The organism is Kordiimonas sp. UBA4487 (assembly GCF_002389025.1).
In the GTDB taxonomy this organism is placed as follows: domain Bacteria; phylum Pseudomonadota; class Alphaproteobacteria; order Sphingomonadales; family Kordiimonadaceae; genus Kordiimonas; species Kordiimonas lacus.
Genome location: NZ_DGNR01000011.1, coordinates 332596 through 346748, shown reverse-complemented (window position 1 = coordinate 346748; position 14153 = coordinate 332596). Strand labels below are relative to the sequence as shown.

Sequence of the window (14153 nt, the reverse complement as noted above, 5' to 3'; positions counted from 1 at the left end):
GTATTATCAATGCAACAGTTTAACGAGCACGTCCCTGGCCCTATCGGTCTTTATGACCCGGTCGATGAGCATTCCTCCTGCGGTGTGGGCCTGATCGCGGCGCTGGACGGCAAGCCGAAGCGCGAAGTGGTGCTGCGCGGCATCGAAGCCCTGAAGGCCATCTGGCACCGGGGCGCGGTGGACGCTGACGGCAAAACCGGCGACGGCGCGGGTATCCATGTGGAAATCCCGCAGGAATTCTTCAAGGAACATGTGCGCGCCACCGGCCACACGCCCTCTGAAGGCAAGCTGGCCGTGGGCATGGTCTTCCTGCCGCGCGTTGACCTGCCGGCCCAGGAAACCTGCCGCACAATCGTGGAAAAAGAGATCCTGGCCCTGGGCTACACCATCTATGGCTGGCGCCAGGTGCCGGTTGATATCGATGTGATCGGCGAAAAGGCCGAGGCCACGCGCCCCGAGATCGAGCAGATCATGATCGAGAACACCAAGGGCGCCAGCGAAGAGGATTTCGAGCGCGAGCTCTATATCTGCCGCCGCCGGATCGAAGCCGCCGTGATCAAGTCGCAGGTTGCTGACTTCTATATCTGTTCGCTGTCGTGCCGGTCGGTGATCTATAAGGGCCTGTTCCTGGCCGAGCAGCTGTCCACTTTCTATCCGGACCTCTTGGACGAGAAATTCGTGTCGTCCTTCGCGCTCTATCACCAGCGTTATTCCACCAACACATTCCCGCAGTGGTGGCTGGCACAGCCGTTCCGCATGCTGGCGCACAACGGTGAGATCAACACCATCCGCGGCAACGTGAACTGGATGCGCAGCCACCAGATCCGTATGGCCTCCATCGCCTTCGGTGAACATTCCGAAGACATCAAGCCGGTTGTGCCCAAAGGCGCGTCCGACAGTGCCGCGCTCGACGCTGTGTTTGAAGTGATGGTGCGTGCGGGCCGCGATGCCCCGATGGTGAAAACCCTTCTGGTGCCCGAAGCCTGGACCAACAAGCAATCCATGCCGGACGCGCACCGTGCCATGTATGCCTATACCAACTCTGTGATGGAACCGTGGGACGGGCCGGCTGCTCTTGCAGCCACCGATGGCCGCTGGGTTATCGCGGGGCTGGACCGGAACGGCCTCAGGCCCATGCGCTTTACCGTCACCAACGACGGCTATCTGATCGTGGGGTCCGAGACCGGCATGGTGGTTGTGGACGAGGAAGACGTGTTGGAGAAAGGCCGCCTTGGCCCGGGCCAGATGATCGCGCTCGACCTCAAGGAAGGCCGCTTCTATCACGACCGTGAAATCAAGGACAAGCTGGCCGCCAGCCAGCCGTTCGAAGACTGGGTAGAAGATATCCAGAAGATTGATGAGCTGCCTGGTTTCCGTGGCCCGGAAGAGCCCGAGTTCACGGGGGATGACCTGCGCCGCCGCCAGATCGTATCCGGCCTCAGCCATGAGGATATGGAACTGATCCTGCAGCCGCAGGTGATGACGGCCAAGGAAGCCATTGGCTCCATGGGCGACGACACGCCGCTTGCGGTGCTGTCCTCGAAATACCGTAACCTCAGCCACTATTTCCGGCAGAATTTCAGCCAGGTCACCAACCCGCCGATCGACAGCTTGCGCGAACACCGGGTGATGACACTGAAGACACGCTTCGGCAACTTCAACAACGTGCTGGACGCCGGTCACACCCAAGCGGGCGCCATCGTGCTCGACAGCCCGGTAATCTCGAACCGGGAATGGAATACGCTGATCAGCCACTTCGGTGACGAAGCCCAGGTGATTGACTGTACCTTTGACGCCAAAGGCGGCGACGGCGCGCTCAGGGAAGCGCTGGACCGTATCCGGCGTGAAGCCGAAGACGCCGTGCGCGAAGGCCGCGGCCACCTGTTCCTGACAGACGAGAATATCAGCGTCGACCGCGCGCCAGTGCCAATGATCCTGGCGGCGGGCGGCCTGCATACGCACCTTATCAACGAAGGCCTGCGTACCTTCACCAGCCTGAACGTTCGCTCTGCCGAATGCTTGGACCCACACTATTTTGCCGTGCTGATTGGCGCGGGCGCGACCACTGTGAACGCTTACCTGGCGCAAGACGCAATCGCGGACCGGCACGCCAAGGGCCTGTTTGGCGACATGGACCTCAATGAAGCCATCTGGCGTGCGTCCGAAGCCATCGACCAGGGATTGTTGAAGATCATGTCCAAGATGGGCATCTCTGTGATTTCAAGCTATCGGGGCGGGAACAACTTTGAAGCGCTTGGCCTGTCGCGGTCGCTGGTGGCGGAGTTTTTCCCCGGCATGCCGACGAAAATCTCCGGTATCGGTCTCGCGGGTATCCAGCACAAGGTGCTGGAGCAGCACGCCAAGGCGTTTGACGAGGAAGGCGCAAGCCTGCCTATCGGCGGCATCTACCGCTACCGCCGCGGCGGCGAAGTGCATGCCCATGACGGCCAGTTGATCCACCTGCTGCAAACTGCGGTCAGCCAGGACAATTATGCCAAATATCTGACCTATTCGCGCGGCCTTCATAACCTGCCGCCGGTGAACCTGCGTGACCTGATGGATTTCCGCCGCGCCGATGAGCCGCTGCCGCTGGATGAAGTCGAGTCGATCACCCAGATCAGGAAGCGTTTCATCACGCCGGGCATGAGCCTGGGGGCCTTGTCGAAAGAAGCACACGAAACGCTGGCCATCGCCATGAACCGCATCGGCGCCAAATCGGTGTCGGGTGAGGGCGGCGAAGACAGCAAGCGCTACAAGCCCTACGAGAACGGTGATAACGCCAACAGCCCGATCAAACAGGTGGCTTCCGGCCGCTTCGGGGTGACGGCGGAATATCTGAACGCGTGCGAGGAACTTGAAATCAAGGTGGCCCAGGGCGCCAAGCCGGGTGAAGGCGGCCAGTTGCCGGGCTTTAAGGTGACGGAAATGATTGCGAAACTTCGGCACTCCACGCCGGGTGTGACGCTGATTTCCCCGCCGCCGCACCATGATATCTATTCAATCGAGGATCTGGCACAGCTGATCTACGACCTGAAGCAGATCAACCCACGCGCCCGCGTCTGCGTCAAGCTGGTGTCCTCGGCTGGTATCGGCACGATTGCCGCTGGTGTTGCCAAGGCGCACGCTGACGTGATCCTGGTGTCCGGCCATTCGGGCGGCACGGGTGCAAGCCCGCAAACCAGCATCAAATACGCCGGTACGCCTTGGGAAATCGGTCTCGCTGAAGTGAACCAGGTGCTGACGCTCAATGGTCTCCGCCACCGGGTGCAGCTCCGCACCGACGGCGGTATCCGCACGGGCCGCGATGTCGTGATCGCCGCATTGCTCGGGGCCGAGGAATACGGCGTGGGCACGGCAAGCCTCGTGGCCATGGGCTGCATCATGGTGCGCCAGTGCCACTCGAACACCTGTCCGGTGGGCATCTGTACCCAGGACGAAGACCTTCGGAAGAAGTTCGACGGCACGGCTGACAAGGTGGTGAACCTCTTCAGCTTCATCGCCGAAGAAGTCCGTGAAATCCTGGCCGAACTGGGTGTGGAGAGGTTGGATGACATCATCGGCCGCACGGACCTGTTGCATCAGGTCAGCCGCGGTGCCGACCATCTGGACGACCTGGACCTCAACCCGCTTCTGGTGCAGGTGGGTGGCCGCAACAGGCGTGCTGTGTGCACGCTCGAGGGCCGCAACGAAGTGCCGGACACGCTGGATGCCCAGATGCTCGAAGACGCCAAGGCTGTGTTCAGCAAAGGCGAAAAGATGCAGCTGACCTATTCCGTGCAGAACACGCTCCGGGGTATCGGCACGCGCTTCTCATCCGAGATCACGCGCACCTTCGGCATGACCGGCCTCAAGCCCGACCATGTGACCGTGCGCCTGCGCGGCTCTGCCGGCCAGTCGCTCGGCGCCTTTGCGGTGCAGGGCCTGAAGCTTGAAGTGGCGGGTGACGCCAACGATTATGTCGGTAAGGGATTGTCTGGCGGTACCATTGTGGTGCGGCCGTCGAACCGGGCGTCGTTCAATTCGAACGACAATACCATCATCGGCAACACGGTGCTGTATGGCGCCACCGCGGGCAAGCTGTTCGCGGCGGGGCAGGCGGGTGAGCGTTTCGCGGTCAGGAACTCGGGCGCGACTGTCGTGGTTGAAGGCTGCGGTGCCAACGGCTGCGAATATATGACCGGCGGTACGGCGGTGATCCTGGGCGGCGTTGGTGACAACTTCGGCGCCGGCATGACCGGCGGCATGGCCTTCGTTCTCGACGAAGAAGGCAAGTTCGAGGAGCATGTGAACGAGGAAACGGTGCTTTATAACCGCCTCTCCTCAGCGCACTGGGAAGCCGTCCTCAAGGCCCTCATTGAGGAGCATGTGGCGGAAACCCATTCCCGCTGGGGCGCGACGGTGCTCTCTAACTGGGAAGCCAAGCGCGGTTCTTTCTGGCAGGTTGTGCCCAAGGAAATGGTGGACCGCATTGAGCATCCGGTGAGCGACGCGCCAGCTGAGGAAGCCCTGACGGCTTGATCAGACGGCTTGATCAGGCGACCAGACAAGAGCGCCTGTCAAACAACAGCCTCAATTTTCAACCATCTTAACCCCGGGGGAGCAACCGCTCCCCCGGGGTTTTTCACGGTCGCTCGCGTTTTCCGGATTGGCGGCGCGCCCACCATCGGCTAATAAGGGGCTGTTATGCCAATACTTTATCATCACTGGCTTAGTCCTTCTGCGCGCTTTGTGCGCGCGCTTCTGGTTGAGAAGCGCGTAGCTTTTGAGCTGCGCCTTGAGAAGGAGTGGGAGCGCCGTCCGGCTTTCCTCGCCCTTAACCCGGCGGGCGAAGTCCCTGTGCTTGTGATGGATGACGGCCACGCCTATTCGGGCACCATGGCCATTGCCGAATATCTTGAAGAGGTGATCCCCGAACCGCCGATGCTGATCGGGGACGCGGAGGACCGGTACGAGGTCCGCCGCCTGACCGGCTGGTTCCACAATAAACTGGGCACGGAAGTCACGCGCCACACGGTATCGGAAAAGCTGTTCAAACGGTTCCTGCGCATGGGGGAGCCGGATTCGGAAGCCATCCGCTGCGCCTCCCATAACCTGAAGGTGCATCTGAAGTATATTTCCTACCTGTCGGAGCGCCGTCATTATCTGGCGGGCCCGCAGTTCACCATGGCCGATGCCGCCGCTGCGGCACATATCTCGGTGGTCGATTATTTCGGCGATATCAACTGGGAAGACTGGCCGCAGGTGAAGGAATGGTATGTGCGGGTCAAGTCCCGCCGGTCCGTGCGCGCGCTCCTGGAGGACCGCATCACCGGCCTCAAGCCGCCGGCCCACTATTCCGAACTGGATTTCTAGATGCCAGGGGGTCCGACATCCGGGCCCGGCGATATCCGCGCCGCGCTTGAAGCCAAAGCCCGTGAGTTGGGGTTCGACGCCTTCGGCATCACCCGAGCGGAAACCAGCGACAAGGTTGTCGAGGGGCTCAGGAATTTCGTTGCGCTGGACCGGCACGGCAGCATGGCCTGGATGAAGGAGCGCCTGCACCACCGCGAAAGCCCCACCAACCTGTGGCCGGAGGCCAAAAGCGCCATCATGCTGGGCGTCAATTATGGCCCCAAGGATGACCCGCGATTGCTGCTGGAGCAGAAAGGCTTCGGCAATATCTCTGTCTATGCGCGCGGCAAGGATTATCACGACATCATCAAGAAACGCCTGAAGGCGCTGGCGCGTTCGATGGTGGAAACCTGGGGGTGCGAGCTGAAGGTGTTCGTGGACACCGCACCCGTGCCGGAAAAACCCCTGAGCGCCGCCGCCGGCCTTGGCTGGCAGGGCAAGCACACCAATATGGTCAGCCCCGAGTTCGGCAGCTGGCTGTTCCTGGGTGCCATCTATACCACCATGGAACTGCCGCTCGATGGCCCACACCGAGACCAGTGCGGTAGCTGCCGCGCCTGCCTGGATGCCTGCCCGACCGATGCTTTCCCGGCGCCCTATGAGATCGACGCCCGGCGCTGCATCAGCTACCTGACGATCGAGCACAAGGACCCGATCCCCGCCGAGTTTCGCCGTGCGCTTGGCAACCGCATCTATGGCTGCGATGACTGCCTCGCCGCCTGCCCCTGGAACAAGTTCGCGCAGACGTCGGCGGAAGCGGCGTTCCACGCCCGGGTCGAGCTGGGCGCCCCGGCACTTGAGGATCTGGTCGCGCTGGATGACGCCACTTTCCGCGAGGTCTTCTCCGGCAGCCCAATCAAACGCATTGGCCGCGACCGGTTTGTCAGGAACGTGCTGTATGCCATCGGCAACTCGGGCGATGCGGGCTACCTCACGAAAATAGCGGCGCTCAAGGACGACCAAAGCCATGTTGTGCGCGATGCTGCCGAATGGGCATGGGACACGTTGCAAAATGAGGGGGAATGATATGAAGAAGCTTTTGGTAGCCAGCCTGATCCTGGTAGCAGCTATTTTGGGCGGGCTCTGGACATTTGCTCAAGTACCGGCGAAGCCGTCCATCACCATGGTCGCGGAGGTGGTGAAGCTTGAGGATGTGCGGGGCGGCAAGGGCCGGCGGCTGATCACTGTTCGCTTCGCAGACGGGCAGGAACGCACCATCGAGACGCTCGCACCCTTCTTTTTCAAGCCGGGCTACAAGGCCAAGGTGGGCATTTTTGAGCGTACGCTTTTCCCGGATGTCTATGACATCGTCAGCGACAGCACCGATTAAGTCAGCTTAATCCAGCTTCATGATCGTAGTAGGCGCAACTTCCGCGCCTTCGCGCACGAAACCGCCGGGATCATATTTCGGCCACTGGCTGCCAGCAACAAAATAAAAGCCGTCCGGGGCGCTGACGCCCAGCGTGGGTTCATCGAAGGTGGGCAGGGCTTTTGCCTTGACCGTAACATCGGTTACCAACTTGCCGTCTGCCGACAGGGTCACGGCAAGGATACGGTGGGGCGTCACGCCATTCTGGATCGCGATCAGGCTGTTGCCGTGGCGCGCCAATCCGTCGATGCCGTGCAGGCTCACATCCGCTGGTGCGCCGAGGAGCGTGATCTGGCCGCTTTTCCTGTCCAGGTGCCACAGGCCCCGGCCATAGTCCGCCAGAATCAAATGGCCATCGGACGTTTCAGCCAGCCCTTGCGGGCTCATGAAGCCGTCATGGGCAAACAGCGGAAACAGGGTGTCGCCGGTGACCTGGAAAACTTGCCCGCCTTTGGCGTCTGAGGCAAAGATCGTGCCGTCCTGGGTGACCGTGATATCCGCGAGCTGCTGGTTTTCCGTACCACCAGGCAAGGTCCAGACGTCTTCGATGTCGCCGGTGTCCGGGTTGATGCGGGCGATACCTGTCTGGCCTTCGCCTTCGGTATAGCCGAACGTCTGCTCCATATGGGCAAAGGTGGCATAGAGGCTGCCGTCAAGGAAGGTCATGCCGAAGAAGCTGCCAAACTCATGCTGCTTGGCGTCAACGATTTGGACCGGCCCCGTGGCGTCCATGCGGACGATCTCGCCCGACACTACCGTGCCGAAATAGAAGCGCCCCTGGCCGTCACGCGCAATGCCTTCCACAAGGCGAAATTCTGTCGGCAGCATGAATTTGGTCGTTGCCGACCCTTGCGCGGCGAGGTTGGCCTCGAATTGTTTTTCAAGTGCTGCCGCTTCGTCGCCCAGCGCGTTTTTGAGTGCGAGCCGGATATCCGCGCCCGGCGCAATGCCCATGGCGGCATAACGTTTCGCTGCCTCCATGGCGTTTTCCCTGTTGCCCGTTTCCGCTGCCAGATAGGCGATATAGCCCAATAGGAGCGGGTGGTTGGGCCGGTGCCTGAAGGCTTCTTCCATATGGGTGAGGGCGGTTTCAAGGTCGCCCTCGCGGAAGGCTGCGACGCCTTTGTTGCGGGCCTCCTGGCTGGCCTCATAGGCCGCGTCGGTTTCAAGGAAAAGGTTGGTCGCGGTGGCGGCGCTCGCCAGCACGACTGCAAAAATGAAAATGCCCAGGATATGTTTCATGGAACACATCCTAGGCATAATTCTTTCAGTCCGCCAAGACTGTCTTTGGATCAGGCCCTGTATCAGGCCCTGCGCTTCAGGGTGTCGAAGCCGCCGCCGGCCTTTTTCGGGCGGGCCGTCTTGGCAAAGGGCTTGCTGCCCCTGCTTGAGCTGCTTTTGGCGGGCTTGCCTTTGAGTTTGCCCAGAGCGGATTTGCCTTGAGCGGATTTGCCTTTCGCCGGCTTGCCAAATGCTGGCTTGCCCTTGGACGGCTTACTAGAGGCTGGCTTGCCGGATGCGGGCCTGCCTTCTGCGCGGGTATCCCGTGTGTCACGGGTGTCCTGGGCAGGGCGGCTCTTGAGCGGCTTGCCAGCCGCCTTGGCGGCAGAGCTTTGACCCTTGCGGTGTTTGGTCTGTTTGCCAATTGGCGTCCGGTCCTTGCGGTCCTTGCGCTTCTTGGTGGTGCCTTCTGGGCGATCGCCGAACGGGCGCTTCTGCACCTTCGCCTTGCCTTTGCTTGGCTTGGCCTGCTGCGGGAACGGATGATCGTGGTCGATCTCGATCCGCATCTTGATGACGCGCTCTACAGCCTGCAGCAGGCGGAACTCGTTCTTGGAGCAGAAGGTAAAGGCTTCGCCGCTTTTACCGCCGCGGGCCGTGCGGCCAATCCGGTGGACATAGCTTTCGGCTTCAACCGGCACATCGATGTTGAACACATGGCCGATGTCCTTGACGTCGATACCGCGCGCTGCCACGTCGGTCGCCACCAGGAAGTCGATATTGTCGTTGCGGAACGAGCGGATGATACGCTCACGCTGGCGCTGCTGCTTGTCGCCGTGGATCGAGTCCACCTTCAGCCCGTGCGCTTCCATAACGGCGGCCAGTTCGTCGGCCTCACGTTTGGTGCGCACAAAGACCAGCGCTTTATAGACGCGCTTTTCTTCAATCATGTGCAGCAGCAGGTCGTGTTTGTCGTGGCGGGCCACGAACATCACCTTGTGGGTCAGGTTGTCGGCAACGGTTGCCTGCGGCGTGATCTCGACACGCGCAGGGTTCTTCAGCAGCGTGGCCGACAGATCCTTGATTTTCTCATTCAGGGTCGCGGAGAACATCACGCTCTGGTGCTCGCACCGGATGTTGGCGGAGATTTTGCTGACATCGTCAACAAAGCCCATGTCCAGCATGCGGTCGGCTTCATCCAGAACGAAATATTCAACTTCATCCAGATAGATGTTGCCTTGTTTCATGTGATCCAGCAGGCGGCCCGGGGTCGCGACCAGGATATCCACGCCGCGGCGCAGGATATGGATTTGCGTGCGATATGGGGCGCCGCCAAAGATGGTGCAGTTCCTGAGCTTGGTGTGGCGCGAGAAGGTCTTGATCGCATCCGTGATCTGGATCGCCAGCTCACGGGTCGGCGCCAGGATCAGCGCACGAGGCATGCCGGGTTTCGGGTGCTCGCTATTCTGCATCAGGCGTTCGATCATCGGCAGCACAAAGGCGCCGGTCTTGCCGCTACCTGTCTGCGCGAGGCCAACTACATCGCGACCGCTCAAGAGGAGCGGGATGGTTTGAGCCTGGATTTCAGTTGCAGTGGTAAAGTCTTCCTGAACGAGCGCGTCCAGTACTGGCGCGCTCAGGCCGAGCGTGGCGAAGTCAGTCATTCAATTTTCCTAACACGGTTAAGGCAGGCCATGAGGACTGCCGCATTCATTCCGAATGAACGCCTTTTCCTCAACCGGGGCAGGAGACCAACTGGTCTTATCGCTGACTGGGCATGTGCGACTGTCGCACGGAAACTTCGTTCAATCACTTGCCCATAACAGCCGGGCATTCTCGCGCAACATGCGCGCGCTGCGGCCACAAATGGCGCGCAGGTTGGCGCGGTCTATGACGGGTTTTGCGCCCAGAGTCAAGAAATGCTTTTTACTCGAAGGCTTGGTGGCCGTGGATCAGCGGGCGCTTGCGACCGTTGTTGAGGCCTGCTTGAGCGGCGCGGATACCGCCCCGACGATCGGGCCGTGGCCATAGTCATCCTGCAGCAGGATGGCCACATGGTCGGCCCCTGCACCCAGGCCGTCAGCCGGGTCAAGCGTCAGCATGGCGGCATCGCCTTTCCAGTCCATCAGGATGTCGGAGGCGCGGACAACATTGGTATAATGCAGCGACCGGCCCTGGTTTTCACCGTCACCGATCTGGACCGTGGCATCAGACAGGAACCAGACCACGCGCACGGACACCATGTCACCCACGTCTGCGGCAGGCAGGGTCAGCTGCAGCTTGCCGTCCGGCGCTTCCGCGAGGGTCGGGTTGATCACGGGACGTTCAACAGCGCGCGCTTTTTCAATGGACATGCGCACTTTTTCAGGCTTGGAGCCCACGCACTGGATGCGGCCATCAAGGATCATCTGCGGGGTGAAGACGCCGCCGCGCCCGAGGCGCTTGTTGTAGGCAGCCTGCCGCACGGCATTGTGCGGGTGGGCGAACGTGTCTTCCCAGCCCAGCCGGTCCCAATAGTCAACAGGCCAGGACAGTGTCAGGATACCGGGGCGCCCGCGCAGGCTTTTGAGCGCCGCGTCAGCAGGCGGGCAGCTTGAACAGCCCTGGCTGGTGAACAGCTCGATCACGGTCAGACGGGGGGCTTTCGCATCATCCGCCTGAACGGACGCAGCCTGCAGGCCAAGCAAAAGGGCACTAGAGAACAGAATTTTGAACCAGTTTTTCATGCTTCCAACTTAACGGCGGCCCGTCTCACTTACCAATCACCTGTGTGTGAGCCTGTCCCTATAGCGCAATTGGACTTGGGATTGAATTATTTTATTGCCCCCTGTAATGCTGGGCCTGAGCCGGTGCGCAATACATGAAGAAACGTGCCTAAATAGACTTTTCTGGGGACTGGATGCATGCAACCGCGCCCGCGATTGAAGTTATCTCAAGCTGAAACAGAGCCGAGGCAGTTTGGTACGTCCCATGTCTTTGACCTGAACGAAGGGTTGCCGGCGCTGGATCGGTTCAACGACATCATCGCCCTGTTTGACGAAAAATGGGATGGTAAAACCCTGCCGCAGCGGCTGGATTACCGGTTTCAGGATTTGCGGGGGTGGCATTCCCATTTTGCTTTGACGGAAATGAACAGCGATCTTTCAGACGGCAGCTTTCGCATCATGGGCAGCAATTTCGCGCAATTGTTTGGTGGGACGATCACCCAGGGAAGCCGGTTGAGGGACGCCCGTACTGAGCGGGTCGGCGCGCTTATCAGTTTCTTTGGTCGGCTGCTGAACACCCCGGCCATGGGATACTTCAATGGACGGCTTGGCTATGACGGCCGCGAGCATGTCAATCTGGAGGTGCTGGATATCCCGGCAACCGACAGGCACGGCGAGCTTCGCTACATTCTTTCTTTCGCGCGCGGCATTCGGGCGTAAGTGACAAAAAAGGGCGACCTCGGGGGGGCGCCCTTTCAGATTCTCACTTCTTCGACCAAGGCTATTCTGCCGCGAGGCGCCTGAGCACATAGTGCAGGATGCCGCCGTGCTGGTAGTAGCTGACCTCGTCATCGGTATCGATGCGGCTCATGACGGTGATTGACTTGCTGGTGCCATCCTCATAATGGACCGTCACCGCCACGTCCTGGCGCGGCTTGATGGTGCCTTCGATACCAGTGATATCGAACACTTCCGTGCCCTTGAGGCCCAGGCTTTCGCGGCTGTCGCCTTCCTTGAACTGCAGCGGCAGCACACCCATGCCCACCAGGTTCGAGCGGTGGATGCGCTCAAAGCTTTCCACCAGAACCGCTTTGACGCCCAACAGGATGGTGCCCTTGGCGGCCCAATCCCGGCTGGAGCCGGTGCCGTATTCCTTGCCGCCGACCACCACCAGCGGCGTGCCGGTTTCCTGATACTTCATGGCGGCATCAAAGATGCTCATCACATCGCCTGACGGCTGGTGCGTGGTCCAGCCGCCTTCGGTGCCCGGTGCCATCAGGTTCTTCAGGCGGATGTTGGCGAAGGTGCCGCGCATCATTACTTCATGGTTGCCGCGGCGGGAGCCGTATGAGTTGAAATCAGCTTTCGCCACGCCTTTGGACTGCAGATACTGGCCGGCCGGGCTGTCGAACTTGATGGCGCCGGCGGGCGAGATATGATCGGTGGTGATGCTGTCGCCCAGAAGCGCCAGCGGGCGCGCGCCGATGATATTTCGGGTGGGCGCCACGTCCGTGCTCATGCCCTGGAAATAGGGCGGATGCTGGATGTAGGTGGACTTGTCGTTCCACTCGTATGTCTTGCCTTCGGTCACCGGCACGGCCTGCCATTCCGGGGTGCCTTCGAAAACATTGGCGTAGCGTTCGATGAACATCTCGCGGGTCAGGGCCTTTTCAATCTCGGCCTTGACCTCCGCGTTTGATGGCCAGAGATCCTTGAGGTAAACGTCCCGGCCGTCGGCGGTCTGGGCGATTGGGTCCTTGGCCACATTGATTTTCATCGATCCCGCCAGGGCATAGGCCACAACGAGTGGCGGCGAGGCCAGATAGTTGGCCTTGATGTCCTGGCTAACGCGGCCCTCGAAGTTCCGGTTGCCCGACAGGACACTGGTACAGACCATGTTGTTTTCATTGATGGCTTTCGAGATCGGCGGGTCCAGCGGGCCGGAGTTGCCGATGCAGGTGGTGCAGCCATATCCCACAAGGTTGAAGCCAAGGGCATTCAGATGTTCTGTCAGGCCTGCCTTGTCCAGATAGTCGGTCACCACTTGGGAGCCGGGTGCGAGTGAGGTTTTCACCCACGGTTTGCGCTTCAGGCCCAGCTTGTTGGCTTTTTTGGCCACAAGGCCGGCTGCTACCAGAACGTCGGGGTTTGAGGTGTTGGTGCAGCTGGTGATGGCCGCGATACAGACATCGCCGTGGTTGAGCGTATAGTCTTCGCCGTCCACCTTATAGTCAGTGTCGTCGCCCTTCTTGCCGAAGCTTTCGAGGACGTCTTCGAACGCCTCAGCGGCGACAGCAAGCTCCACCCGGTCCTGCGGGCGTTTTGGCCCCGCAAGCGACGGCTTGACCGTGGAGATATCCAGTTCAAGCGTGTCGGTGAACACCGGTTCGGGTGACTTTGCGTCGCGCCACAGGCCCTGTTCCTTGGCATAGGCCTCCACAAGCGCGAGCGTATCCGCGTCGCGGCCCGTGAAGTTCATATAATCCAGTGTGCGCTGGGAAATCGGGAAGAAGCCACAGGTGGCGCCATACTCGGGTCCCATGTTGGCAATGGTTGCCTGGTCCGCGAGCGTCAGCTCATCCAGTCCGTCGCCGTAGAATTCAACGAATTTACCCACAACGCCTTTTTCGCGTAGCATCTGCACCACGGTGAGCACCAGGTCTGTCGCGGTGATGCCTTCCAGTAATCTTCCGGTCAGCTTGAAGCCGACAACTTCGGGGATCAGCATGGAGACGGGCTGGCCCAGCATGGCGGCTTCGGCCTCAATGCCGCCGACGCCCCAGCCCAGAACCGCCAGGCCGTTGATCATGGTCGTGTGGCTGTCGGTGCCCACGCAGGTGTCCGGATAAGCGATGGTGCGGCCGCCTTCCTCACTGGTCCAGACGGCCTTGGCGATATATTCGAGGTTCACCTGGTGGCAGATGCCGGTGCCCGGCGGCACGGCATTGAAGTTATCCAGCGAATTCTGGCCCCACTTTAGGAACTCGTAGCGCTCGGCGTTGCGCGCCATCTCCAGGTCGACATTCTGCTTGAAGCTTTGCGGCGTGCCGAATTTGTCGACCATCACGGAGTGGTCGATCACAAGGTCACACTGGGCCAGAGGGTTGATCTTTTCCGGGTCGCCGCCCATTTCGGCCATGGCTGCGCGCATGGCGGCAAGGTCCACCACGGCAGGCACGCCGGTGAAATCCTGCATCAGCACCCGGGCCGGGCGGTAGGCGATCTCATGGTCCGAGCGGCGCTTCTTCTGCCAGTCTGCCAGCGCCTGGATGTCGGCCGTGGTCACGCTGGTGCCGTCCTCAAAGCGCAGCAGGTTTTCCAGGAGAACCTTCAGGGTGAAGGGCAGGCGCGAGACGTCGCCAATCTGGTCCGCTGCAGCCTTCAGGCTGAAATAGTCATACTCTTTATCGCCGACCTTTAGCGTGCGGCGGGTTTTGAGTGTGTCTTTTCCGATTGTCGTCATGTGA

The 14153-nt window shown here is 60.7% G+C and carries 9 protein-coding genes; 5 read left to right on the top strand and 4 right to left on the bottom strand.

Annotated features, from left to right (window positions below; all coding sequences use genetic code 11):
* The first annotated feature begins 9 nt into the window (after positions 1-9).
* From gltB to B3Z17_RS07085, 4 genes are all read left to right on the top strand, one after another.
* Positions 10-4518: a glutamate synthase large subunit gene (gltB, locus tag B3Z17_RS07100; RefSeq protein ID WP_286829159.1), complete on the top strand. Its 4509-nt coding sequence runs from the start codon at positions 10-12 to the stop codon at positions 4516-4518.
* A 165-nt stretch (positions 4519-4683) separates the two neighbouring features.
* On the top strand, positions 4684-5352 hold the full coding sequence (locus B3Z17_RS07095; protein ID WP_286829158.1) for a glutathione S-transferase family protein: 669 nt from the start codon (positions 4684-4686) through the stop codon (positions 5350-5352).
* Positions 5353-6417 carry a tRNA epoxyqueuosine(34) reductase QueG gene (queG, locus tag B3Z17_RS07090; RefSeq protein WP_286829157.1) on the top strand — a complete coding sequence of 355 codons (1065 nt, stop codon included), beginning with the start codon at positions 5353-5355 and terminating at the stop codon, positions 6415-6417.
* A 1-nt stretch (position 6418) separates the two neighbouring features.
* A complete protein-coding gene (locus B3Z17_RS07085) occupies positions 6419-6721 on the top strand; it encodes a hypothetical protein (protein WP_286829156.1) in 303 nt (100 codons plus the stop codon).
* Positions 6722-6727: 6 nt separating this feature from the next.
* Here the strand turns inward: B3Z17_RS07085 and B3Z17_RS07080 are convergent, their stop codons facing one another.
* From B3Z17_RS07080 to B3Z17_RS07070, 3 genes are all read right to left on the bottom strand, one after another.
* Positions 6728-8002: a hypothetical protein gene (locus tag B3Z17_RS07080; protein WP_286829155.1), complete on the bottom strand. Its 1275-nt coding sequence runs from the start codon at positions 8000-8002 to the stop codon at positions 6728-6730.
* A gap of 62 nt (positions 8003-8064) precedes the next feature.
* Positions 8065-9645, bottom strand: a complete 1581-nt coding sequence (locus B3Z17_RS07075; protein WP_286829154.1) for a DEAD/DEAH box helicase — start codon at positions 9643-9645, stop codon at positions 8065-8067.
* 288 nt (positions 9646-9933) lie between these two features.
* Positions 9934-10707: a DUF1223 domain-containing protein gene (locus B3Z17_RS07070; protein WP_068308555.1), complete on the bottom strand. Its 774-nt coding sequence runs from the start codon at positions 10705-10707 to the stop codon at positions 9934-9936.
* 177 nt (positions 10708-10884) lie between these two features.
* Here B3Z17_RS07070 and B3Z17_RS07065 point away from each other — a divergent pair, with 177 nt between their 5' ends.
* Positions 10885-11406, top strand: coding sequence for a hypothetical protein (locus B3Z17_RS07065; RefSeq protein ID WP_286829153.1), 522 nt, complete (start codon positions 10885-10887; stop codon positions 11404-11406).
* 61 nt (positions 11407-11467) lie between these two features.
* On the opposite strand, the gene acnA is transcribed toward B3Z17_RS07065, so the two are convergent.
* Positions 11468-14149 (bottom strand): aconitate hydratase AcnA, encoded by a 2682-nt coding sequence (gene acnA / locus B3Z17_RS07060; protein ID WP_286829152.1) that lies wholly within the window; start codon positions 14147-14149, stop codon positions 11468-11470.
* Positions 14150-14153: the final 4 nt, after the last annotated feature.

Bases quoted from the DNA above. Each gene is read 5' to 3' on its own strand.
- gltB (WP_286829159.1), top strand. From the start codon at position 10: ATGCAACAGTTTAACGAGCACGTCCCTGGCCCTATCGGTCTTTATGAC.
- B3Z17_RS07095 (WP_286829158.1), top strand. From the start codon at position 4,684: ATGCCAATACTTTATCATCACTGGCTTAGTCCTTCTGCGCGCTTTGTG.
- queG (WP_286829157.1), top strand. From the start codon at position 5,353: ATGCCAGGGGGTCCGACATCCGGGCCCGGCGATATCCGCGCCGCGCTT.
- B3Z17_RS07085 (WP_286829156.1), top strand. From the start codon at position 6,419: ATGAAGAAGCTTTTGGTAGCCAGCCTGATCCTGGTAGCAGCTATTTTG.
- B3Z17_RS07080 (WP_286829155.1), bottom strand. From the start codon at position 8,002: ATGAAACATATCCTGGGCATTTTCATTTTTGCAGTCGTGCTGGCGAGC.
- B3Z17_RS07075 (WP_286829154.1), bottom strand. From the start codon at position 9,645: ATGACTGACTTCGCCACGCTCGGCCTGAGCGCGCCAGTACTGGACGCG.
- B3Z17_RS07070 (WP_068308555.1), bottom strand. From the start codon at position 10,707: ATGAAAAACTGGTTCAAAATTCTGTTCTCTAGTGCCCTTTTGCTTGGC.
- B3Z17_RS07065 (WP_286829153.1), top strand. From the start codon at position 10,885: ATGCAACCGCGCCCGCGATTGAAGTTATCTCAAGCTGAAACAGAGCCG.
- acnA (WP_286829152.1), bottom strand. From the start codon at position 14,149: ATGACGACAATCGGAAAAGACACACTCAAAACCCGCCGCACGCTAAAG.